The organism is Sphingobium sp. OAS761 (genome assembly GCF_024168485.1).
GTDB lineage: Bacteria > Pseudomonadota > Alphaproteobacteria > Sphingomonadales > Sphingomonadaceae > Sphingobium.
Map to the genome: position 1 here is coordinate 141,200 of NZ_JALJVY010000010.1, position 23,746 is coordinate 164,945.

Here is a 23,746-nt window from a genome sequence, read left to right on the forward strand (position 1 = left end):
GGTCGGCAGGGCATATCCGAGAACCAGTCAGGCCAACATAATCGGCCCGTCGCTTACATATTGAATTTTTCTTCAACACAGCGCGTGACTCTGGTCAATGCCAAAAAAGGGGCAGTTGCCAGGCAATGCGTTGTGAAAAGTCAAAGGCGATGGGTAAATCCGCTCCCCTTCCTCATGGCGGATCATGTCGGCGATCCGCAAAGGCGTCCGCGCCGCGCGCCCGCTCGGACCGGCATCGGCCGGACACCCAAGGCAGCATGATGATCGGGACGCATTGATGATCACCGGGCCGCAGATGGCCAGAGCTTGTTCGCCCAGTCCACCACATCGGCGGCGAACAATTCCGGCTTTTCCATCGCTGCGAAATGGCCGCCGCCAGGCATGTCCGTCCAGTGCATCAGTTTGGCGGCAGTGAGTTCGACCCGGCTGCGCGGAGGCACGGGCAGCAGTGCGTCACACGGGAACGCCGCGATGCCCAGCGGAGTCTCGCACTTCTCGCCTTCCGCCAGTTCAGGCACGCCTTCCCGCACCATGCCGTTGTAGTAGAGTATGGAAGTTTCGAAGCTGCCGGTCATCACATAGAGCATGATGTTGGTGATCAGGTGATCGATGCCATAGACCGTCTCGAGATCGCCTTCCGACAGGTCCGACCAATCGTGGAACCGCTCAAGGATCCACGCGGCCTGTCCCAACGGGTTCCCGGCCGCCGCGTAGCTCAGCGACATCGGCTTCATCATCTGCACCATGCTGTAGCCGCTAAGCATCTGATACGCGATCGCGGACTTCTGCGCCCATTCCTGTTCCGCGTCGTTCTGGGGCGGCAGGGCCGAACGCAGCGCCACCGGCATGTTGAGGTGGATGCCCTTAACCGTGTTGCCATGGTTCAAGCCCAAATTGGCCGTGACGATGCTGCCCCAATCGCCGCCCTGCGCCAGATAGGTCGGATATCCCAGGACCTGCGTCATCAGCTTGTCCCACAATATCGCAGTCGCGCGAGGGCCCATGGGCTGCGCCGGCTTGCCGCTGAAGGCGTAGCCCGGCAGGCTCGGCAGCACGAGGTCGAACGCGTCCACGGCATTCCCGCCAAAGCGCGAGGGGAAAGCCAGACGATCGATCACGTCCCAGAACTCATAATAGGACCCCGGCCACCCATGGGTCATGATCAAGGGACGCTTCGTCGACCCTTCGCCCTTCACATGGATGAAGTGAACCGACAGCCCGTCAATCTCGGCGGTGAACTGGGGGTAGCGGTTGAGCGAGGCGACCGCCGCCCTCCAGTCATAGTCGTGGACCCAATAATCCCTGAACCGGATCAGGAAGTCCCGATCGCATCCGAGCGACCAGCCCGCTCCCTCCGGGGCAGCGGGCACCACCGCATCGGCGAGACGCTTATGGAGGGCGTCAATCTCCGCCTCGGTCCAGTTCACGCTGAAAGATTCCATGAACTTCCCTCCTCATCAATCCGCACCGCTCAATGTCGTCATGCCCTCCGGCGCGACGATCCCGAGCCACTCGACCTTCTTTCACGCAAGATGCCCCAACTCGCCCTTGCTTCAGGGAGCAAGCCTAGAGCGTCTCTTCTGTACCCCAGATCGTCACCGCCTGGCTCGACAGAACGCCCCCGTTGCCGTGCGCCAGGGCCAGTTTTGCGTCCGCGATCTGCCTGTCACCCGCCACTCCGCGCAACTGTGTGACGGCCTCCACCATCGTGAAGAGACCATACATGCCGGGATGGACGCAGGATAGGCCGCCGCCGTTGGTGTTCACCGGCAACCGACCGCCAGGGGCGATCGCCCCGTCAGCGACGAACCGCCCCCCTTCGCCCTTGGGACAAAAGCCGAGATCCTCCAGGAAAAGGATCGTGTTGATGGTGAAGGCATCGTAGAGTTCGACCACGTCGATATCGGCAGGCTTGACGCCGGCTTGAGCAAAGGCGCGTGGAGCGGCGTCGCTGGCGGCTGTCAGCGTGACGTCCTTCAAAGTCGAGATATTGCGGTGCCATGTCGCGTCGGCGGCGCCCAGCAGATAGGCGGGCCTGTTTGGCAAATCCCTCGCGCGATCCGAGCGGGTCATCACCACCGCCGCGGCGCCATCCGTCACCAGGCAGCAGTCCCGGACCGTCAGCGGATCGGACACCATGCGCGCATTCATCACATCGTCGATGGACAGTGGGTCGCGCATATAGGCATCGGGATTGAGCTGGGCCCATTTGCGCGCCGCCACCGCCACTTCGGCCAGTTGCTCGCGGGTGGTGCCATATTCGTGCATATGCCGCTTGGCCACGAGAGCATAAGAGGTCGTCGGATTGCGCGGCTTGTAGGGCGCCTCGAACGGGAACGGCGCTCCGCCACTGCGCACCAGGCCGCCGGCGCCCGATCGCTGATTGCTGCCGTAGCAGATCAGTACGGCGTTGCAGAGGCCGGCATCCAGCGCCAGCGCCGCCCACATGGCCTGGATCTGAAAGGCTGAACCGCCCGTGCGTGTCGTTTCGACGACGCGCGGCCGGATGCCGAGATATTCCGGTACGCTCATGGCGCTGAAGGGGTCTTCCGGAAGCATCGAAAAGACCGCGTCGATATCCGAGGGTGCGAGCCCGGCATCCGCGATGGCCGCGAACGCGGCCTTGGCGAGTAGCTCGATCGCCGAGTAGCCCGGTTTGGAGTCGATGCCGAAGGTCGCCGCGCCGACGACGGCGGCGCGCCCTCTTGGAAAGCCGGTCATGCCGACGCTCCTTCGACAGGTTGAAAGAGCACGGCCGGGACGCCGTCCACATCGCCTATTCTGGCCTGGAGCGGCATGCCGATGGACAAGGTTTCCGGATGGCAATCGATGAGCCGGCTCATCATGCGCACCCCTTCGTTCAGGTCGACGAGCGCAATGATGTAATCGGCCGCCGGCGGCTTGTTGCGGACCACGGTGAACGAATAGAGCGATCCCGCGCCAGACGCCTCGACCCACTCCAGATCGTCCCGGCCGGTAACCGGCTGCGCGACGCGCGGGAAAAATACCGCCTCGCCGGTCGATGCCGAACGCTGCACCATGAACCGCCCCTCCGCAAGGAAGGCGGCATATTCCGCTTCGGGATGGACGGATTTGATGGGTATGGTCACGCTCCCTTCCTCATGCCGGATCGATCAATGGTGATCATGGGTGACGGCGTGCGCGTTGGGATCGATCGCCACGGCAAGGGCATCGACGGCGACGACGCCATCCCCTTCAGGATAGACGAACACCGGGTTGAAATCGATTTGCTCGATCCTGGTCTCCGTACGGGCGAGTTCCGAAACGCGGGAGACGAGCTTGGCGAGCGCATCGATGTCCGCCGCCTTCTGACCGCGAACACCCTTGAGGATCGCCGCGGTCTTCAGGCTGAGTATCAGGCGTCTGGCTTCATCGGGGCTGATCGGCGGCGGCGCGAACACCACGTCCTTCAGCACTTCGAGATAGATTCCGCCCGAGCCGATCATCACCAATGGCCCGAAGTCGGGATCGCGGATGACGCCGATCACCACTTCGTGACCCTTGGGCATCATCTTCTGGATGAGTATCCCCTCGATCTTCGCCTCGGGATCATAGGCTTCGGCGTTCGCCATGATCTCGTCGAAAGCGGCCTCGACTTCGCCTTCGCGCACGCCGAGCCTGACGCCGCCCGCCTCGGTCTTGTGCGAGATATCGGGCGACTGGATCTTGAGCACGACCGGAAAGCCCATGGCGCTTGCTTCGCGCGCTGCCGCATCACGGTCCTTCGCCAATGCCGTAGGCGGAATGGGGATGTCATAGGCGGTGATGAGCGCAGCGGTGTCCGCTTCGTCCAGAACGCCTGGCTTCAACGCCACCAACTGGGGCGCGGCAGCAGGCGGGATCGCGCCGCGCCGCTGCCAGTCGGCCTGGAAGGCGGCATAGCGGCCGATGCCTTTCAGCGCGGCCGCGCAGCCGGTGTAGCTGTGGAAGCCTTGCCCGCCCAGATCGGCCAGCGCCGCCATATTCTCCGCTATCGGAACGATATGCGACGTGAACAGGATCGGCTTTCTGGCCCGGGCGAGGACGGGGCCTAGGATGTCCGCGAGCTTGGCAATGCGATTGGAAGCATGAAGGCCGATGTTGACGATGAAAGCGTCCACCTCGTCGCTATCCTGGAGCCGCTCCAGAACATGAACAAGTGGGACGCCGCCCGCCTCGACCGCATTCGCCGTCACGTCCACGGGATTGGCGGTGGAACCGAATTCGGGAATCCATTGCGACAGGTCGGCCTGCAACGCCTCGCTCAGGACGGGCACGTCAAGACCGGCGATTCCGCACAGGTCGGCCGCCCAGCCGCCTGCGCCGCCGGACGTCGAGACGATCGCCACCTTGTCGATCGGCACGTGGGGGAAACGCGCCAGCGCCGCCGCCACGGACAGAAGCTCCTCCTGATCGAACACGCGAATGACGCCATACCGTTCGAACACTGCATCATAGGCCGTATCCGCCCCCGTCAGATGCGCGGTGTGGGAAACGGCCGCCCGCTGGCCCGCCTCGGAACGACCGATCTTCATCATGACGATCGGCACGCCCTTGTCGGCGGCCTTGCTCGCCACCTCGGCGAAGCGGGCCGGCGACTTCAGTCCCTCGATGAACATGATGAGGACGCCGGTTTCGCCCTCGTCGAGAAGATGATCGACGAAATCGAGACTCTCAAGATCGCCCTCATTGCCTGTCGTGACGACTGCGTGGAAATCCAGATTTTCGCGAATGCCGCGCCCGAAAAGCGCGAAGCCAAGGCCGCCCGACTGCGAGACGATCGACACCTTGCGGCCGGGCCGCCTTGGCGGTCGTCCGGCGGCCAGCGCAGCGTCTGCCACTGCCGCAAAAGTCGCGGCGGCTCCGTCGAGCGCGATATAGCCCTCGCAATTGGGACCCATATAGCGAAGGCCGCTATCGCCGATGGCGTCGGCCAGTTCGTCCATGTCAACGCCGGACGACAGAATGACCGCCGCCTTCGCACCGGCACTCACCGCTTCGCGCACTACGCCTGGCACCGTCGGGCCTGGCGTGGCGATCATCACGAGATCGGCGCCGCCGGGAATCTGCGTCAGATTAGTGTAAGCCGTCTGTCCCTGAATGATCCCGCCCTTGGGATGCACCGGATGGACCGGCCCGGCATACGCGCTTGCCAATGTGATTTTCAAAAGCTTGCCGCGCATCTTGGCCGGATCGTCCGCCGCTCCGACAACGGCGATACTGCGGGGATTGAAGAAGCTCTGAAGCACCGATGTCTTTTCCATCTCTAAATCCAGATGGCCTGTTCCGTGCAGCCATCGCCTAAGACAAGCAGAGCCGCCATAGCATCACATATGCATTGCCGAGCCGGGCGACGACCCGGGAGTGGCGCAGGGTTGATCGCGGTCCGTTCGGTTAAGGCGCACAGCAATGGGGGGTGGACTTCGTCGGAATCATCCGACCTGGACCATCATCCGCTATGGAGCCAGTGCGTCACTGCATCGCGTGCTCAGTCACCCGTGAAGCTGGGCGCGCGCTTGGCCAATATGGCATCGATCGCCTCGGCATGGTCGCGGCTGATGTTGGAGAGGCCTTCATAGGCCATGCCGGCATCCATCATCGACTGCGCAAGCTGGCGCAAAGGCTGATTGATCGCGGTCTTGGTGCCGTAGATCGCATTGCTGGCCGACGAAGCCAGCTTGGCCACCCAACGCTCCGCCACGTCCTGCATGGCTTCGAACGTGGGCGCGGATTCGGCGATGAGGCCCAGCTCAGCCGCTTCCTTGCCCAGGATCGGATCCCCCAGCAGCAGGAACTTGCGCGCCTTCGCATAGCCCATCTGCTGCGGCCAGATCAGCGAGCCGCCATCGCCGGCCACCAGGCCGATATTGACGTGCGGATCGGCGATCTTGGTGTCGTCGGTGGCGACAACGAGGTCACACAGCAGCGGCAGCGTTGCCCCCAGGCCCATGGCCGCGCCGTGCAGCTTCGCGACCGTCGGCTTGGGGCAATCGAGAACGGTGTAGACCAGCCGGCGCGAACCCCAGAGATTCCTGAAGAACTCGCCCGGATCGTCGACCTTGCGCTTCATCTGCGCGAAATCGCCGCCGCCGCAGAACACCTTGCCCTCGCCCGCCAGCACGACCACGCGGACGCGATGGTCGAAACTCGCGGCCTGGAAAGCGTCCGAAATCTGTTCGTTCACCGGGTCTGTGATGATGTTGCGCTTCTCGGGATTGTTGAGCGTGATGCGCAGGACGGCGCCGTCTAGCTCAACCTTGATGAGATCGAAGCGCGAATAATCGGTCGTCATGGGGTAATCTCCAAATGGGGGTCAAGCCAGAACCTAAGCAGCCGCCTGATCGGGAAGCGGAGAGGTCAGCGCGCCGAAGCGCCGGGCGTGGAAGGCCGTGTCGCCAAACAGCTGGTTGATGACATTCAGGCGAATATAGTGATGGCCGATGTCCAGCTCCTCCGAGACGCCCATGCCGCCGTGCAACTGCACGGCCTGATAGCCCACGAATTTGGCGGAGCGCCCGACCTGCACTTTAGCGGCCGAAGCCATCCGCCTTCGCTCGATTGCGTCGCCGTCAAGCGACATCGCCGCCACCAGCGCCATCGACTTGGCTGTCTCGGTCTGAATATACATGTCGGCCATGCGGTGCTGGAGAACCTGGAACTTGGCGAGCGGAGCACCGTACTGAATACGGGTGCGGGTATATTCCGCGGTTGCGGGGACCAGATACTCCATAGACCCGATCGCTTCGTTACACACCGCGACCACGCCATGATCGAGCGCGGCCTCGACCAGGGGGACCGCATTGTCTACGGGGCCGATCAGGTTGTCGCTGGAAAGGGCAACATTCTCCAAAACCAGCTCGGCCGCGCCGAATGCGTCGATCGTCCGCAAGGCCCGGCGCGATACTCCCGCCTTGCCTGCATCGACGAGGAACAGGGTCACGCCCTCCCGGTCGCCTACCGCGCCGGCCGTCCGCGCCGCGACGATGAACCGGGTCGCCCGGTCGCCATTGAGAACCACGGGCATGCGGCCGGAAACCAACCAGTCACCCCCGCTGCGCGTCGCGGCGAAGCTGGTGTCCTGCGGACTATGCATCAGGTGCGTACTGCCCGCGGCAAGCGCCAGTTGCGCTTCGCCGGCGATGACGTTCGCGATCGCCGCTTCCCGGCTACCGCCTTCCATGCCGCCGGCCACAATCCGCCCGCCTATGATCGCGGTATAGAGATAGGGCTGGGTAACCAGATGACGGCCCAGGCGGTTCATGACGACCATCGCATCGACCATGGAGGCGGCAAATCCCCCCTCCTCTTCGGTGAAGGCCGCGCCCATCAGGCCCAGTTCCGCCATTTCGCGCCAAAGCGCAGCCTCGGCGGCGGGATCTTTCAGCAGCTTCTCCCGCGTCGCAAGATCATGCTTGTCCGAGAGGAAGCGATCGACCGTATCGAACAGCATCCGCTGATTGTCGTCGTAGTTGAAATCCATGACCCTACCCCCTCAGACGTTAAGCACGCGCCGAGCGATGATGTTGCGCTGGATTTCCGAACTGCCGCCGTAGATCGTCAGCTTGCGCTTGTCGAAAAACTGCTGCGCCATGTGCTCCAGCTCGACCGGCACCACAGGCGGGCCGCCTTCGGGCAGATGGTAGGGATGCACCATGCCTTCGGCCTCGGCCATCTCCATCAACAGCTCGGTCAAGGCCTGCATGATCTCGCCGCCCCGTACCTTGATGACGGACACTTCCGGTCCCGGTGCTTTGCCTGAAAGTTCGTCCGAAAGGACGCGATAGGTCGTGTAGCGCAGCGCCAGCAGGTCGGTCTCCACCTCGGCGACGCGCTGGGCCAGCACGGCATTCTCGCTGCGGGGACGTCCATCAGGGCCGGTCTCGTTCAGCCGAGCGCGTACTTGGCGGGCGAAGGCCATGTTGACGCCGATCCACGCGCCCATCAGCCGCTCGTTGCCGAGCAGGAACTTGGTGATGTCCCACGCGCCGCCTTCGCGTCCGACCAGGTTGGTGACCGGAACGCGCACATCCTCTATCTGCACTTCGTTGACCGACAATGAGTGGCCGAGCGTGTAGATCGGGCTGATCGTCACGCCAGGCTGCTCCATATCGACCAGTAGGAAGGAGATGCCAGCCTGCTTGGGGCCATCCGTCGATGTCCGGACGAGGCAGAATATCTTGTTCGAGACATGGGCGTAGCTGGTCCAGAGCTTGGTCCCGGTCACGACATAGTCGTCGCCGTCGCGCACCGCGCGCATCTGCAGATTGGCCAAATCGGAGCCGGCCTGCGGCTCCGAAAATCCCTGACACCACCAATCCTCGCTCGACAGGATGCGCGGCAACAATTCCGCCTTCTGCTCGGGCGTGCCGAATTCGATGAGGACCGGACCCAGCAGGTCCTGCGACACATGGTTGAGGCGCGGCGCGCCCGCAAGACCCGATTCCTCTTCCCAGATGAACCGTTCCATCGGACCCCAACCGGGACCACCATGCTCCTTGGGCCAGAGCGGCACATGCCACCCCTTCTCCTTCAGCAGCGAATGCCAATGGATATGCTCTTCCTTGGAGAGCTTGTCGCCGGCCAGCGTCTTGCGGGCATAGTCCGCTGGCAGCTTTTCCGCGAAAAAGGCGCGGATCTCTGCTCGCAACGCTTGCACCTTGTCGTCCAGGACCAAGTCCACGTCCGTAACACTCCTTGATTGATCGCGCCCTACAGGCCCCGGAATACCGCCGGCCGCTTCTCACGAAAGGCGGCGCGACCTTCGGCATAGTCCTGTGAAAGTGTAAGCTGGGGCTGCTCATGGGCTTCGGCTTCAAGCACCGCGTCGAGGGAGGTCTTTCCGTCCAGCAGGCGCTTGGTCGCCGCGAGCGACAGCGGCGCCGTGGCGGCGTAACGCTCGCCCGCGGTCAGGGCATGCTGGAGCGCCGTTCCGGTCGGCACCAACTGATCCACAAGGCCGATGGCCAGGGCTTCTTCGCTATCAACGTCGCGGCATGTCAAAAGGATGTCGCGCGCGCGCGCGGCGCCCACGCGCTGCGGCAACGTCCAGCACAGACCCGCGTCCGCCATCAGGCCAACCTTGCCGAACGAAGCGCCGAAGCGCGCGCTTTCGGCCGCGACCACATAATCGCAAGCCGCGGCAAGCGAGAAGCCGGCGCCAAAAGCGATACCCTCCACGGCGGCTATCGACGGCTTGGGACCCGCGTAAAGCAGCTTGGCGATCTGTTGGAGCACCGCCACGTTCCGCCGGGTCCGCTGGGGATCGGGCTCAGCATCGGGCTTGAGGCGTCCGCCCGAGCAGAAGTGCCCGGCAGCGCCGGTCAGGACGACCAAGCGACAAGCCGCCTCCTCGCTGACATCCCGCAGGTGAGCCAGCAACGCCTCACGCATCTCCACGGAGCAGGCGTTGCGAAATGCTGGTGCGTGAAGCGTCAGGATCGCGGCACCGTCCCTGTCCTCGCGGAAGACCGCGTCATTCATGTCTTGATAAACAGATATCTCGCTTACCCCGCCTATCCCGTTAATCGGTCATCACGCGCTGATGGTTGCCAAGAACATGGCACCCATGCCGTCGGGCGATCGATTATCGAACCTCCGCAGGGTCGTATATCTCGGCTCTGGGCTTAGCATATATGTGCTCCTTCACTGTGTGAATATTGGCTTGCGACGAAGATGCGGTCAGTGCCGCCCGGCGGCGCACGGTCAAGCGAGCGCCCGTTGACGCGGACGGACTGGCCCATGAAGGATTGTCGAACCGAGATGAACACGCCTCTTTCTCCGATCTCAGCCACGGACGATCATACTCTCGACGCCCTTTTCGCGCCCAGGTCGGTCGCGATCGTCGGAGCATCATCCGACCAGCGGCGCTTCGGAGGTCGGCCGATCCAGTATCTGCTGGAAGCAGGCTTCGACGGGCCCATCTATCCGGTCAATCCGATGCGGGACGAAATCCAAGGCCTCAAGGCCTATAAGTCAATCAACGACTTGCCCGGTCCCGTCGATCTTGCGCTGTTGGCCATCGGCGCGGACGTCACCCAGACAACGGTCGAGGACTGCATCGCGCGCGGGGTAAAGGCGGCGATCTGCTACGGCGCAGGCTTTGCCGAAGTGGGCGGAGAAGGCGAGGCGCGCCAGGCGAAGCTCGTCGAGACCGCGCGCGCGGGTGGCCTGCGCCTGCTTGGTCCGAACTGCATGGGCGCGCTGAATGCGCGTACCAAATTTTACGGCACGTTCGCGTCCGCCCTGGAGGACGGCGTTCCCGAAGCCGGACGCATTGCCATCGCCAGCCAGTCGGGCGGCTATGGCGGCTATCTCCTTCGCCACCTGTTCCTGCGCGGCCTGGGCGTGTCCCAGTGGGTCACGACCGGCAACGAGGCCGATATCGACGTGGGTGAGGCGCTGCACTGGATGGCCGGCCAAGACGACAATGATGTCCTTATCGCCTATATTGAGGGCCTGCGCTCCCGCGACAGCCTGATCGCCGCCTTGCGCCGGGCGCGCGAGAACAAGAAGCCGGTCGTCGTGATGAAGGTCGGCCGCACGGCGGAGGGCAGCGCCGCCGCCGCCTCGCACACGGCCTCGCTCACGGGTCAGGACAATGTCTATGACGCGCTCTTCGAGCAATATGGCGTCCATCGTGCGCGCACCACCGACGAATTGCTCGATGTCGCCTATGCCTTGTCCCGCCGCTCATTGCCGAAGGGTCCCCGCGTCGGCGTGATCAGCATTTCGGGCGGCGTCGGCGTCCAGATCGCGGACTTCGTGTCCGACGCTGGCCTGGAGATGGGCAAGGTCCCGGCCGAAACGCAGGACAAGCTGCGCGCGCTCGTCCCGCATTGCAGCCCGAATAACCCGATCGACATGACGGGGCTCGTCACCACCAATCACGACATCATGGAAAAGACGCTGGACGCGGTGTTCGAAGCGAACGCCTTCGACGCCACGCTGATTTTCCTGGGCATAACCGGTGCCGCCCCCTCCATGGCGCGTCCTCTCCAGCAGGCGATCGCGAACGCCCATGCCCGCGCGCCCAATCAGCTGGTCTTCGTGTCCGTCACCTGTCCCCCCGAGATGATGCGCGAGTATGACGCAAAAGGCATGTTCGCCTTCGAGGATCCCTCGCGTGCGGTGAGCGCGCTATCCGCGCTGTGGCGGTTCCGCCAGACATTCGACACGCCGGCTCCCGTCTGCATTACCCTGCCCGCTGCCGAGCCGCTCGCGGTGCCAGAAGACGGCAAGCTGAACGAAGCGACCGCCAAGGCGCTGCTCGCAGGCTATGGCATCCGCTCTCCCCGTGAGGGTTTGGCGAGGGATGCCGCTCAGGCCGCGCAACTGGCCAGCGAAATCGGCTTCCCCGTGGCGGTGAAGGTCGTTTCGCCCGACATCCTGCACAAGACCGAGGTTGGCGGCGTCGCGCTGGGCCTTGCCGACGCGGCCGCTGTAAATGCGGCGGTGGCAAAGATGGCCGACACGATCCCCGGTCGGGTGCCGGACGCGCGTATCGACGGCTATCTCGTGTCGGAAATGGTCAAGGGCGGCGTGGAGTGCATTCTGGGCGTCACGCAGGACGAGGCTTTCGGCCCCGTCGTGACCTTCGGCCTCGGCGGCACTTTGGTCGAGTTGCTCAAGGACACGGTCTGCGCGATCGCGCCCGTCAGCGAGGAACAGGCACGCGCAATGATCGCGAAGGTACGGACCGCGCCGCTGCTGACGGGCTATCGGGGGGCGCCGCCGCACGATATCGATGCACTCGCCCGCGCGATAGCAGGCGTTTCCACGCTCGCAGCGCAGCATGAAGGCACGATTGCGACGATCGAGATCAATCCGCTCGTGGTGAAGCCCCACGGCGGCGGCGTCATCGCGCTCGATGCGGTGATCGAGACGATCAAGGCACAGATTTGATCGCGCGCAGGCCTGCCGCGCAGCGGCACCGACCTTTCCCGATGTGGCGCTTTCCGGCGTGAACCATGAAAAAAGGCCGGGGCAGTTTATGCCCCGGCCTTTGTTAAAGGTTGTTTTGATCGACGGGTCAGGCCGCCAGAGCAGCAGGCCTTTGCTCGAATTCCTGCAGAAATTCCTGCAGGCCTTGCGGGTCGCGCCGTTTCGCGGGATCGTAGAAGGGCGACAAGACCTTCAACAGCTTGGGCACAGCGGAACGCTTGATCCTGGCGACCAGGACTTTCTGCCGTTCAAGCGAAGCCTCCAGCTCCTCGGGCGTCATATTCTCCCGATCCTTCGCCAGAAGGTAGCTGGCGGCCGCCTTGTTGAATGTCCCCAGATGCTTAACCGCATAGATGAAGCCGTACACGCGATAGAAATAACGCGCGATCGGGTTGAGGCCGCTCAGTTCGTGATACACGTCCGAACAGACCGTACGATGCTCGAATTCCTCGGCAAGATGCCAGCGCCACAAATCCGCGACCGCTTGATCAGCACCGACCAGCAAGTCGCCAAATTGCTCGAACCAGGCTTCGCAGGCGCCCGCGCTCATCGACTCGAACCCCTCGCAATAGGCGAGATTGAAGCGCAGGGAGCGGTTCTTCAGCCAGTCATCATATTCCGCCGCGATCTTGTCCTCGAGCGGCTTCAGCCCCTCATAGCCCTGGCTGCGAAAAATCTTGTTGTAGGCGATATGATGCTTGCAATGCTGCATCTCCTGCTTGCAGAAGATATCGATCTCTTCGATCAGGCGCGTGTTGGCTGGGTTTACCTTCTCCCGCGCGATCCGCATGACCTTGAGCAGGAACGGCTCGACATAGGCCGGGATCAACGACGACGCGTTGTAGCTCTGCGCAAACTCTTTATTCGGCGCCCAATGGGCGCGCACGTTCGAAAAGTCGAACTTTGGAAAGCGAGCCTTCATGATGGCCTCCTTCTCCTAAAAGCGATCCGGCTGCACGATAGCAAAATTACAGACTGTAAGCAATCTTGCTGCGGATCATCGCGATTTAGGCATGCCCAGCGATTTTTCCGCTATGAGACTGCGGTGCACCTCGCTGGTCCCGCCATATATCGTCATCGCGATGCCGCGCCGCATCGACACCTCCACGATATCAAGGTCGTGATCGATTCCACGGACCAGGGAAATCGGCGCTGCGGCTTCCACGATGGCCGAACCGTCAAGATAGAGGCATTCCGTCGTGAAAACCTTTGCCATGGGCCCCCAGGAAATTTCGTGGATTCCCTCGACCGTCGCCCACTCCTGGCGGCGGCAAAGCACGTCGGCGACCTCGTCGCGGACTGCGGCGCGGGCCAGGATGCGGCGCATGTCCCGGTCGTCGATGGGGCGCGTGCCATCCTGACCGGTCTTGCGCGCCCAATCCGCGGCGCGACGGACCATGGCCCTCTGGGCCGCCTGATATCCCGAACCGCCATGCTCAAAGCTGAGGCCCGACGTCATCACCCGCGCGCCGTCGTTCACCTCGCCCAGGCGATAGCGATCAGGCACCCGGACGTCCGTAAAGTAAGTAATGTTGGTCTTTTCATCCTGGAGCGTATGAACCGGATGCAGTTCGATGCCGGGCAGGTCCATCGGCAGGATGAACATGGTGAGCCCTTCATGCTTTTTGCCGCTGGTGTCGGTGCGCGTGAGCATCAGGATGTACCGCGCATTATGGCCGTTGGTCGTGAACATCTTCTGACCGTTCAGCACCCATTCGTCGCCGTCACGCACCGCGCTGAATTTTGCGCCGAAGATATCGGAGCCCGACTGCGGTTCGGAGAAGCCAAGACATCCCAGCGCGTCACCTGACAGGATCGCTCCGAGAATCTCCGCCTTCGCCTCCGGCTGGGACCAAAGATCGGCCATGCCGGCGACGAACTCCGTCACCGCCGACGGCGTGCGCGTCCAGCCCATGTCTTCCCACATCGGCGTGGCGGCCATCACTTCATATCGACTGAGCTTGGGCTGACCGTCCAGGGCGAAGTCGGGGAAAGCATAACCCGCTTCCGCCATCTTCTTGTGAAAGCCAGCATGATAGCCCGATGTAGAGTGATGGATCTTTGCCCGCACATCGTCCGTCAGGTTCGCCTCGACAAAGGCCCGGACATCGGCCGCATAGGCCTCGGCCCGCTCGCCCCATTCAAAATCGATGGCGACTTCTCCGGCCGGCGGCAGGTCGGCGCTCACGCCCGCCCAAAGACGATCGGCTATCTGATCCAGCACTGTCCCCGGGTCGCCTGCGACGAGCGCCAGAAACTTGGCTCGCCGGAAGTATATCTGCACGTCATATTCGAGGCTGACGCCGTAGCCGCCGAACGTGCGGACCGCATGCTTGACCGCCTGATCCACCGAATGCGCTGCCCACCAATAGGCCATGGCCGCGCGTGCACCCGCGCGCTCGTCGCCGGCCGCGATGGAGGCGATCGCGCGCCAGGCGAGCAGCCGCGCACCATCCATGTTGGTGGCGCCGTCGGCCATAGGGTGGGCGATTGCCTGGAAACTGCCGATCGCCTTTCCATAGGCAAAACGCTCGTTCGAATAAGCCGCGGCCAGTTCCAGCGCCCGCCGGCCCAGCCCTGCGATCGACGCGGCGGTCAGAATGCGCCATTCCTCGATAGCGGCGTCGTAGAGCCTCTTCGCGTCGGCGCCGGATGCCAGAACATGCCGTTCGCCCCCAGCATCCGCAATGTCGATCATCGATAGCGACATGTTAGCGATATTGCGGACCTGCGCCCCGGCCGCACCCGACAGGGCGATCAGTTTGTCGCCTTCAAGCGCCAGAATGACATGCGCCCGGGAGCCGCCCGGTACGACCTGCCGTTGCCCGGGCAGAGCAGGCCTCAGCATCAGCGTCGCGAGCGCGCCGCCTTCGACCGCAGATCGCAGTTCCGCAGGGGCATCCGCCCGCGCGAGCAGCGCCGAAGCGACGATGGCTTCCACCAGCGGAACCGGCGCCACATATCGTCCGGCCTGCTCAGCCACCAACGCGGCATCCATCAGGGACATGCCGCTATCATCGGGCGCGGCGGCCCGCATGCCAACGATGCCAAGCTCGACCAGCTTGTCCCACAATAGCGTGTCGAACCCGGTCTCTTCCGCTTCGCGCAGACGCGCTGATGTCACCTCGTCGGAAAAGAGCCGCGCCACGGTATCCTGCAAAAGCGTTTCGCTGTCCGTCAGGTGCAGTTGCATATCAGCGTCTTTCCAAAAATATCCGTGAGCGCTGCTATGGCGGAGGAATCCGCAACGACAAGGCGCCTAGGGTAGAATTCAGAAATGCGATCAATCACTGTCCTTTGGGGCATGGGCCCAAGCGCTGCCTGTCGGCAACGCAGCAGATGTGCCCCGTTGTTGATGCCGTTCTTCCTAGCTAGTCCTCTAGCCCATGGTTGGTCGGCATGATTGAACCCATATAGCCCTTCCCATATCGCATGCTTGTTAATTGTCGGATCCCGCTTCAATCCCGATCGCCCAGCGGCAACTAGGTCGATCAGACCGATATGCCGATACCGGCACCGGATGGCTGACGTGCGATTTCGCTCATGCACCGCATTGAAGCCAGCGATGCCTACATGAAGAAGGATCAAGACATGACCCAGTATGCTCTGGTGACAGGCGCCGCCTCAGGAATGGGCCGAGCGTCCGCAGACGTGCTTCAGGCTGCCGGCTGGTCGCTCTTGCTGGTCGATCTCGATGCAGGCAAGCTTGAGACAGCAAATGCGGGATTGGCCGGAAAGGGGGCCGTCAACTGGCTCGCGGGCGATTTGACTGACGTCGACTTCGTCTCGCGCCTTTCAGACAAAATTGCCGGGCTCACCGTCTCCGCCGCCGTCCACTGCGCCGGCATTTCGCCCGGCATGGGAAGTCCGAGCCGGATACTCGACGTAAATCTGGCGGCGTCCATCGCGCTTGTGGATAAGCTGGTCAATGTGATCGCGGATGGGGCGTCGGTGGTTTTATTCGCCTCGACCGCAGGCCATATGCTGGGGAGCGTCTTCGACCAGCAGATCGCCGAGGCGGTCGGCGAACGCGATCTTGCGCAGCTGCGTGACCTGGCAACCTCGCCCGAAATCGCCTATGCCCTGTCCAAACGGGGGGTACAGTTTCTCGCGCGGAACATGGCGCTGGCGTTCGGGAAGAAGAACGGGCGGATCAATTCAATTTCACCGGGCATCATCGATACGCCGATGTCACATGCGGAAATGGCGCAGCAACCTTTAATGAAGACGATTGTGGAAAATTCCCCCCTGCCCCGTCTGGCCCAGCCACGCGAGGTCGCGGAAGTAGCGGCGTTTCTATGCAGTCCCGCGGCCAGTTTCGTCACCGGAACCGATATTCTGGTTGATGGAGGCTCGCTGACGACCTTTACGCACAATATCGCAGAGTGAATGAGGTCGTGCCCTGTCTCGCGCGAACGGGCAAGGAACCGCCTCTGGGATTACATGGACCCCGATACCGTTCGTTGCGGGACCGTAGTTCAGTGCCTCATGCGATATCCTGTTTGCGCATTTTTCTTGATCGGAGGCGTCATGGCTGACCGCTTCGCTCCAAAAATCCATGCATTCCATATCCGCCCTGGCGAACCGGGTATTCGGCGCAACCAGTTGATCGCCCCTCGCTCCGGTCAGGTCCGCGCGGATGTGGAGGACGAGTTCCATCATTTCTGGGTCGAACTGGATCACGATGGCGAATATGTTCTCGCGATCCGCACGAAAGCTGTTCGCCAGCCCTGGACGACCTGCGGTGCTGCGGGGACTTTCCTTGGCGCACGTTTTACCGGAAAGCGGCTGTCCGAACTGGCCAGTCTCGACAGCCCGCTCGTCCACTGCACCCATCAATATGATCTGGCTTTGCTGGCTGCGGCCCATGCGCTCGACGAACATCCTACGCTCTACAGCAGTTATGCCAACGACAGGCGCGATCCGGTGCAACATGCCGAACTCTATCTGAACGGCGAGCTCGCCCTGTCCTGGGACGTGGCGCAAAGCGAGATCCAGTCGGCGGGGATTGGTCAGGGGCAATCGCTTCGCAAGCTGAAACAGTGGGAGGGCCAACTCACGCCCCGGGAAAGGGAGATGGCACACGTTCTGCGCCGTACGATCTTCATTTCCGGTGGCCGGAGCCATGATTATGACAGCATGCCGACGGCCGACAAGGTGTTGAGCTCGGTGGGAGCATGCTTCACCTTTCAGCCCGATCGAGCGCCGCACGGCCGCTACACGCATGATCGCCACAATTTCGATGACGGCAGCGTACCGCTTGCCGAACGCATCGAAGCGGTAAGACGGGAAGTCGACCGGACTAGAGCGATTTCCAGTCAGATGGGATCATCTGACGGTTAAGAAATCGCGGCAAACAAACAGCTTAGAGCGGCGATCTGATCCAATCAGATGGTCAAAAAGGATAAAGCGGCGCGCCATCCGCTTCGGCCAGGCGCTGCCATTCCCGTGCTTGCTTTATGTCCGTCGCACCGTAGCGGCATGCGAAACGAACGACATCGGCCAACGCCAGGGAAATCAGCCCGCCCCCTCCCGTCATCCATCCGCTCCACGCCAACAGGGCGGCCAGTATGCCGGTCAGCGGATCGGCGATGGCATCTCCAGCGAACAGCGGCTCGTTCCAAACCGCCGCCATTGCCTGCCCCAGCCCCCCTGACATCGCGGCGTCATCCCCGAAGCCGATTCTGTGCGCCTCGATCCCGTAGCGCCCATGGGCGGTAATCGACACCCAGGTCGCGCCCTTCGCCGCCACCTCCTCCGCCTCGATACCAAGCTGGCGCAAGGCCCGGGGTCGGGAACTTTCAATGACGATATCAGCACCGTCTATCAACGCCCTAAGCTCCGCCCGTCCCGTGTCGGAGGTGAAATCGATCCATCGCTCCGCCTTGCCGCCGTTGAGCGATGAATAGAAGCCGGCATGGCCCTTCAGTGCGCCATCCGGGCGGCCGATGCTTTGCACCTTGACGACCTGCGCGCCGCAGGACGCCAGCAAGGCGCCCGCCAACGGCCCGGCCCAAAGCACCGACAAATCGACCACGACCGGACGCTCGCGCCCTTGCCGACCGGGGAACTCTCCCGCTCGACTATGGGCGACATGAAAGGGGGCTGTCTCGAGCGATGGCGCGACGGCGGCGCAGGCAAGGCCAAGCATGCCGGCACGGTCCACCAGGATTTCCGAAGGCCGCGTGATCACCGATCGCGCGACTTCATCCCAGTTGCCGGCCCCGTCCCCGTCAAGAAACGCGGGTATCAAGTCCCAATCGTCGGCGCGAGGCAGGTTCAAGGCTATATGCCCGTCGCCGCATTGCAATATGCGGCAGCTTCCATTGGCGGAGACGGCGCCACCCCGGCGCAGCCCCATCATGCGCGCCCGCGCGCCCAGCAACTGCGCCCCGCACGCTATTCCGCTGTTCCTGCCAGACACGGTTTCCAGCAAGGAGAGGGCGCTGTCCGCCAGCGTCGTGAGCGCGACAGGCGCGATCAGCGGCTTGCCCTCCGAGCGCCCCGTAATCGCCATCAGACCCGAGCGCCGCCACGCCAGCGCCGGATGATCCCCCAGCGCTTCAGGCTCCAGCGGCAAGCCGAATTCCTGCGCAATGAGCGCCGCAAGAGCAGAGGGCAGGTCTCGCCAGGATCGTTTCGGCAACATGACGCTCGTCATGGGCGAGTGTACCGGGCATCATGGACGATAGCGCCGTCGATAATGGTCAAACACACATGATCGGTCTTCAGATCGTCCCGCAGCGCCACCCAGCCCGCCTTCAGCAGGCACAGATCCGCCGACATGCCCAACTGAACCGCTCGGCTCTGGCGAATATCAAGGGGATCGGCCAAGTAGAGCGCGAGAGCCTGCGCCGGATCGAGCGCCTCGCGGTCTCCCAGTACAGCCCCGCTCGCCGTCCGGCGGCTGACGGCCGCCGCCATGCCCGCCCACGGATCGAAGCCTACATAGGGGGCATCGCTGCTACCGGCGAGGGCAACGCCGGCATTCAGAAATGCCCGCAGTCGGTAGAGATGCGGCCAATCGTCCGCGTCGACATCCCGCAGATAGGCATCGCCGCGTTCGACCACGAATGATGGCTGCGTCACGACGCAAAGACCCAGCGCCCTTATCTGGTCGAGCAGACCATCGGTCGTGATCGAGGCATGTTCGATCCGGTCGTCGGGACTGCAACCAGCCTCCGCCATGGCGGCGAGCGCGAAGACGAGTTCCGTCTCGGTTACACAATGGACGGCCACGCCGCGCCCTGCATCATGGGCGGCCGTGATCGATCGGACGGTCCGGTCATAAGGGGGCAGATGTCCCTCGTGCAGATGCAGCTTGACCGGGCCAAGAGACAGCCGCGCGTCATAATCCAGCGCCGACAACTGCGGAGTGCCGGCAAGCACGACGCGCTGGAGCAAGGCGCCTCGCCGTTGTTCGGCACGAATATGGGCATGGTCGACGGCCATGTTCGCCACGCTCATGTCGGTGATGCCGGTAATGCCGTGCCGTGCAAGATCGAGACTGATCGCCTCCAGCGGCGGCGGCGCGCTGCGCAACGCCGCACGCAGCCAGACATCCTCATCAAATAATTGTCCCGTCCGGATGTCCAGACCCGCCGGCGCTTCCGTCCCGTCCGTCAGCAGGGCTTCGATCGCCGCACTGTTGAGAAACCACATGCGACCGCCCCGGTGCTGGACGCGAACCGGGCGATGCCCCGTGACCTTGTCCAGCCATGACCGCTCGAGCATGCCCGCAACGCTTTCATGATAGCCCAAGCCCCGGACCCAGCCTTGCGCAGGCTTGCTGAGCGCCTGCGCCAGCATTTCCTGATCGAGGACATCCGGTGGGCCGCAGCGCACCGAGCTATAGGCGGCAGCAGTCGCGGCAAGATGCAGGTGATGGTCGTGCAAACCGGGGATCAGCAACCCGCCTCGTGCCTCAATGCATGGCTCGCCGGGCGAAGCGGTCAACTCCCCGATCGCGGCCAGGCGCCCTCCCCGGATGCGGACATCCAGTCGCTCCCCGTTCAAGAGTTCGGCATCGCGGATCAACATGGACTGCTTCGCCGTCATCCCACACGCTCAACTGGCTTGCCACAGTGTGGCATAGCCGACCGGCGGGTTTGATCGATGCTGCATTTCACGACGTTCGGTATCTTGCAGATGCATCGCCGCCGGCTGCGCCGCAATGCAGGGATTATAGCGCAGCCTGCATTCGAGCCCGCATGATGGCCAAAGGCAGAGGATCAGTCACCGCCTCCATCTTCGCCTCCAGATAGGGCGCTTGTGGACCAAAGCGCTGCTCGATCTGCTTAATCAAGGCGCTCGCCAGAAATTCCTCGCGCTGACGCATGACTTCACTGATGCCCCCGATCCCCAGGACCATCTGCGGCTGACCGGCCATTTTCGGCAGTGGCGCGGCAATCATCCCTCCCCCCGGAGTCACCATGTCGCAGGTGAAAGCATAGCCCTTCCGCCGCACCTCAGCGATCTCATCCATGACCTCACGCGCCTTGAGCAGCGGCGTGCCCTCTTCCGCTTCTGCGTTCGCGCGCATCACGATGCGCGTGATTTCGGCATCCCTCAGAGTAGCCAGGACCGCATAGCCTGACCCGGATGCCGCAATCGGCCGGACAGTTCCCAAGGTCATGTGAAGGCGAGCCGGGCTGGTCGCCTGTATCACATGGATGTACTGGATGTGCTGGCCGTTGCGCATACCGAGCACGACGGTGTCATGCGTCTGCTCGTTCAACTCCTTCATCATCGAGATGATGGCGCCTTCCGCAAAGAAAGGCGAATTCACCCAGCTGCCAAGCAGCGCCACGCGACTGGACGTGATATAGGTGCGATTGCGCGCATCGTAGTTGAGATATCCCGTACTGACGAGGCTGCGCAGCAGCGCGGACGTGCTGGACTGAGGGAATCCCAAAGCGTCGGCAATCTCCATCACGGAGGAGTGGCGTTGCAGATCGTCAAAATATTCCAGAATCTCAAGAACGCGGCCAGCGGATTTGACCAGGTTATTCTCAACGGGCAGCTTCGCGATGATCCGTTCCCTCGATGCGGTTTTGCGCCTTGCCATGATCCTGCTCCCAATTCCGCTTATGATTGTTGGGTTTTCCTAGCACCATCACCCATCTGATGTCCAATGCCCGTTCGCGACGAAAGGCCCCCGAATCTCGCGGAACCCGTTCTCTTTGCGACGCACAATTACTTTCCATCCTGATTTATTTGTAACATTATAATTTTATTATTAATATATTATCAAATAAATATCCGACATAAATGCGTTATAATACCAAAAAGTTTTGCTATTTTCAGTTTCAGAGAAAATTGAAATTGTTACTATAACGATAGTAATTATGATTTATTCATAAATTCTACGTGTTATGTTTCGACATATTCTTGTTTTTATTGATTTTTAATTAATTTAAATTTAGACAAATCGAAATTTTTGTGTTAATAATTGTCAGCTGCATCTGCATCATGAATGTGATGGATGGTCAAGCGCCGTTAGACAGTCTTCCTTCGCAATCCTAACGCTGTCCCGACTTCGGTGATACTCTAGGAACGATAATGACAGATCGCCCCGCCCCGGACAGCCGGAGGCGTCCATGAAAGCTGCCAACCTGCATCTGGAGCTGCCGACACTCACGCCCAAGGCTGAAGCGTTGCGCCAGGAGGTTCGCGCCTTCATCGCCGAAGAGCGGTCATCCGGCCGGCTTCCGCCCCCTCGCCGTATCGGCCTGGGCTTTGACAAGGACATGAGCCGACGCATCGCGCAAAAGGGCTGGATCGGCCTCACCTGGCCGAAACAATATGGCGGTCAGGAGCGGAGCGCGCTGGAGCGCTACGTGCTCAACGAAGAACTGCTTGCCGCCGCGGTGCCGGTCGGCGCCCACTGGGTAGCCGACCGTCAGTCCGGCCCGGTCCTGCTGAAGTTCGGCACCGACGCACAGCGCCGCTTCTATCTCCCGCGCATCGCTGCCGGTGAACTGACGTTCTCGATCGGCATGAGCGAGCCGGAATCCGGCTCCGACCTGGCGTCCCTGAAGGCCCGGGCCGACAAGGTCGACGGCGGCTGGCGGCTCAACGGGCGCAAGATCTGGACGACCAACGCGCATCACGCCCAATATATCATCGTGTTGGCGCGCACATCGGTGGCGGAAGGTTCGCGCCATGAAGGGCTGAGCCAGCTGATCGTCGACATGACGTCGCCGGGAATCAGCATCAGCCCGATCGTCTCCATGGCGCACGAGCATGACTTCAACGAGGTGCTGTTCGAAGACGTCTTCGTTGGCGACGATGCGCTGATCGGCAAGGAAGGCAATGGGTGGAACCAGGTCTCGGCTGAACTCGCCTTTGAGCGGTCCGGCCCTGAACGCTGGCTTTCCAGCTTCCGTCTGATCAGCGAGCTGGTCGACGTGCTCGGCCCCGATGTCCGGCCGTCCAGCCTTGAAGAGCTGGGCCGCCTGATCTCGCACCTGCTTTCGCTGCGCCAGCTGTCCATGTCGGTGGCCAGCATGCTACAGCAGGGCAAGTCTCCCAACATGGAAGCCTCGATCGTCAAGGATCTGGGAACCAAGTTCGAGCAGGAGGCCGTTCGCGTCGTGCGCAATATCGTCAGCGCCGAAGACCTGATCGCCAACGGACGGGCCGAACGGCTTCGCGCCCTCCTCATCCATGCGCAGCAATATGCGCCCGCCTTCACCATCCGGGGGGGCACCAATGAAATTCTGCGTGGCATCATCGCCAGAGGGATCGGCTTGAGATGAGCGAAAACCGGAGCTTCTTTCGCGACACCGTCGAGCGGATTCTGACGGATACGCTGGACAAGGCCGATATCGACCTGGCCGAGGAAAAACGTCTTTTGCCTGCCGCGCTGCACGACGCGCTGGTCGAAAACGGCATCACCTTGATGCTGGTGCCCGAGGAACAGGGCGGCATCGGCGCGAGCCTGGGCGACGCGGCGGCGATTTTACGACTGATCGGCGATGCCGCTGCGCCCGGTCCCATCCTCGAAACCATGCTCGGCCAGAAGCTGCTGGCCGATGCAGGCTTCGACCTGGCCGATCGGCTCGTCAGCCTCGTCTTCGCAGAGACTGTGGCGCTGCCTGCTGCGAACGCCACGCAGTGGGACGAGGCGGCACTTTATGATGTGCCCTGGGCGCAGGCGGTGGACCATATTCTCGTCATCGCGCGCGAAGGGGACGCCGCCCGATTGATCGTCACAAACGCCGGCGATTGGACTGCCGCCCCGCTGGCCGATGCCGCGGGCGAGCCACGCGACAACCTGTCCGCCGCCTCGATCACGATCAGGTCCGCGTCGCTCCCGAACTATGACGCTCTGCTTCGAACTGCCGGCATCCTGCGCGGTGCGCAAATTCTGGGCGCCATCGAGTGGTCGTTCCGCCGGACCGTGGAATATGCCGGTGAGCGCAAGCAGTTCGGCCGAGAGATCGGCAAATTTCAAGCCGTCCAGCAGATGCTGGCGGAACTCGCCGCGCATTTGCTAGCGAGTGCCAGTATCACAGAAGCGGCGGCGGAGGGACAATCGCCCGGGCTCGTCGCCGCGTCGCGGTCTCGGCTCGGCGATGCGGTCGATGCAACCATCACGATCGCACATCAGGTTCACGGCGCGATGGGCTTCAGCCTCGAATATGCTCTGAACTCCCGCACCCGCCGCCTGATGGCCTGGAGGGATGACTACGGGAGCGTGCTTCATTGGCGCCGGGCGCTCGCCGCGAACTTTACCGAGCTTGACAGAGAGACGTTCTGGTTGGGCGTGTCGGACGCGGGATTGGCTCAGGCAACGTGACTG

The 23,746-nt window shown here is 62.6% G+C and carries 18 protein-coding genes; 5 read left to right on the forward strand and 13 right to left on the reverse strand.

Going from position 1 to position 23,746, the window contains the following annotated elements:
- Positions 1 to 281 precede the first annotated feature (281 nt).
- From J3E64_RS14695 to J3E64_RS14730, 8 genes are all read right to left on the reverse strand, one after another.
- The gene (locus J3E64_RS14695; protein WP_253343774.1) at positions 282 to 1,442 is read right to left on the reverse strand and encodes an epoxide hydrolase family protein; all 1,161 of its coding nucleotides are present in this window, start codon (positions 1,440 to 1,442) and stop codon (positions 282 to 284) included.
- A 124-nt stretch (positions 1,443 to 1,566) separates the two neighbouring features.
- Entirely contained in the window at positions 1,567 to 2,721 is a 1,155-nt protein-coding gene (locus tag J3E64_RS14700; protein WP_253343775.1) for a thiolase, read from the reverse strand.
- Positions 2,718 to 3,110, reverse strand: a complete 393-nt coding sequence (locus J3E64_RS14705; RefSeq protein WP_253343776.1) for an OB-fold domain-containing protein — start codon at positions 3,108 to 3,110, stop codon at positions 2,718 to 2,720. The genes J3E64_RS14700 and J3E64_RS14705 overlap by 4 nt, the downstream gene beginning before the upstream one ends.
- A 24-nt stretch (positions 3,111 to 3,134) precedes the next feature.
- Complete coding sequence (locus J3E64_RS14710; RefSeq protein ID WP_253343777.1) at positions 3,135 to 5,264, reverse strand: acetate--CoA ligase family protein; 2,130 nt, start codon at positions 5,262 to 5,264, stop codon at positions 3,135 to 3,137.
- 224 nt (positions 5,265 to 5,488) lie between these two features.
- Positions 5,489 to 6,292: an enoyl-CoA hydratase/isomerase family protein gene (locus J3E64_RS14715; RefSeq protein ID WP_253343778.1), complete on the reverse strand. Its 804-nt coding sequence runs from the start codon at positions 6,290 to 6,292 to the stop codon at positions 5,489 to 5,491.
- A gap of 33 nt (positions 6,293 to 6,325) precedes the next feature.
- On the reverse strand, positions 6,326 to 7,480 hold the full coding sequence (locus J3E64_RS14720; RefSeq protein ID WP_253343779.1) for an acyl-CoA dehydrogenase family protein: 1,155 nt from the start codon (positions 7,478 to 7,480) through the stop codon (positions 6,326 to 6,328).
- 12 nt (positions 7,481 to 7,492) lie between these two features.
- Positions 7,493 to 8,680: an acyl-CoA dehydrogenase family protein gene (locus J3E64_RS14725; protein ID WP_253343780.1), complete on the reverse strand. Its 1,188-nt coding sequence runs from the start codon at positions 8,678 to 8,680 to the stop codon at positions 7,493 to 7,495.
- Positions 8,681 to 8,709: 29 nt separating this feature from the next.
- Positions 8,710 to 9,480 (reverse strand): enoyl-CoA hydratase/isomerase family protein, encoded by a 771-nt coding sequence (locus J3E64_RS14730; protein WP_253343781.1) that lies wholly within the window; start codon positions 9,478 to 9,480, stop codon positions 8,710 to 8,712.
- 279 nt (positions 9,481 to 9,759) lie between these two features.
- Between J3E64_RS14730 and J3E64_RS14735 the strand changes: the two genes are divergently transcribed.
- The gene (locus J3E64_RS14735; protein ID WP_253343782.1) at positions 9,760 to 11,901 is read left to right on the forward strand and encodes an acetate--CoA ligase family protein; all 2,142 of its coding nucleotides are present in this window, start codon (positions 9,760 to 9,762) and stop codon (positions 11,899 to 11,901) included.
- A 127-nt stretch (positions 11,902 to 12,028) separates the two neighbouring features.
- Here J3E64_RS14735 and J3E64_RS14740 read toward each other — a convergent pair whose 3' ends face one another.
- Complete coding sequence (locus tag J3E64_RS14740; protein ID WP_192667278.1) at positions 12,029 to 12,862, reverse strand: metal-dependent hydrolase; 834 nt, start codon at positions 12,860 to 12,862, stop codon at positions 12,029 to 12,031.
- 75 nt (positions 12,863 to 12,937) lie between these two features.
- A complete protein-coding gene (locus J3E64_RS14745; RefSeq protein WP_253343783.1) occupies positions 12,938 to 15,133 on the reverse strand; it encodes an acyl-CoA dehydrogenase in 2,196 nt (731 codons plus the stop codon).
- A 350-nt stretch (positions 15,134 to 15,483) separates the two neighbouring features.
- Here J3E64_RS14745 and J3E64_RS14750 point away from each other — a divergent pair, with 350 nt between their 5' ends.
- On the forward strand, positions 15,484 to 16,329 hold the full coding sequence (locus tag J3E64_RS14750; RefSeq protein ID WP_253343784.1) for an SDR family NAD(P)-dependent oxidoreductase: 846 nt from the start codon (positions 15,484 to 15,486) through the stop codon (positions 16,327 to 16,329).
- A 141-nt stretch (positions 16,330 to 16,470) separates the two neighbouring features.
- Positions 16,471 to 17,283, forward strand: coding sequence for a hypothetical protein (locus J3E64_RS14755; protein WP_253343785.1), 813 nt, complete (start codon positions 16,471 to 16,473; stop codon positions 17,281 to 17,283).
- Between the two features lie 52 nt (positions 17,284 to 17,335).
- Here the strand turns inward: J3E64_RS14755 and J3E64_RS14760 are convergent, their stop codons facing one another.
- The 3 genes from J3E64_RS14760 to J3E64_RS14770 form a co-directional block, all read right to left on the reverse strand.
- Positions 17,336 to 18,589 (reverse strand): CoA transferase, encoded by a 1,254-nt coding sequence (locus J3E64_RS14760; protein ID WP_253343786.1) that lies wholly within the window; start codon positions 18,587 to 18,589, stop codon positions 17,336 to 17,338.
- Positions 18,590 to 18,597: 8 nt separating this feature from the next.
- Positions 18,598 to 19,998 carry an amidohydrolase family protein gene (locus J3E64_RS14765; protein ID WP_253343787.1) on the reverse strand — a complete coding sequence of 467 codons (1,401 nt, stop codon included), beginning with the start codon at positions 19,996 to 19,998 and terminating at the stop codon, positions 18,598 to 18,600.
- Between the two features lie 124 nt (positions 19,999 to 20,122).
- Positions 20,123 to 21,007: an IclR family transcriptional regulator gene (locus J3E64_RS14770; protein ID WP_253343788.1), complete on the reverse strand. Its 885-nt coding sequence runs from the start codon at positions 21,005 to 21,007 to the stop codon at positions 20,123 to 20,125.
- A 532-nt stretch (positions 21,008 to 21,539) separates the two neighbouring features.
- Here J3E64_RS14770 and J3E64_RS14775 point away from each other — a divergent pair.
- Positions 21,540 to 22,700, forward strand: coding sequence for an acyl-CoA dehydrogenase family protein (locus tag J3E64_RS14775; RefSeq protein ID WP_253343789.1), 1,161 nt, complete (start codon positions 21,540 to 21,542; stop codon positions 22,698 to 22,700).
- A complete protein-coding gene (locus tag J3E64_RS14780; RefSeq protein WP_253343790.1) occupies positions 22,697 to 23,743 on the forward strand; it encodes an acyl-CoA dehydrogenase family protein in 1,047 nt (348 codons plus the stop codon). Before J3E64_RS14775 ends, J3E64_RS14780 begins: the two co-directional genes overlap by 4 nt.
- The last annotated feature ends 3 nt before the right edge of the window (positions 23,744 to 23,746 follow it).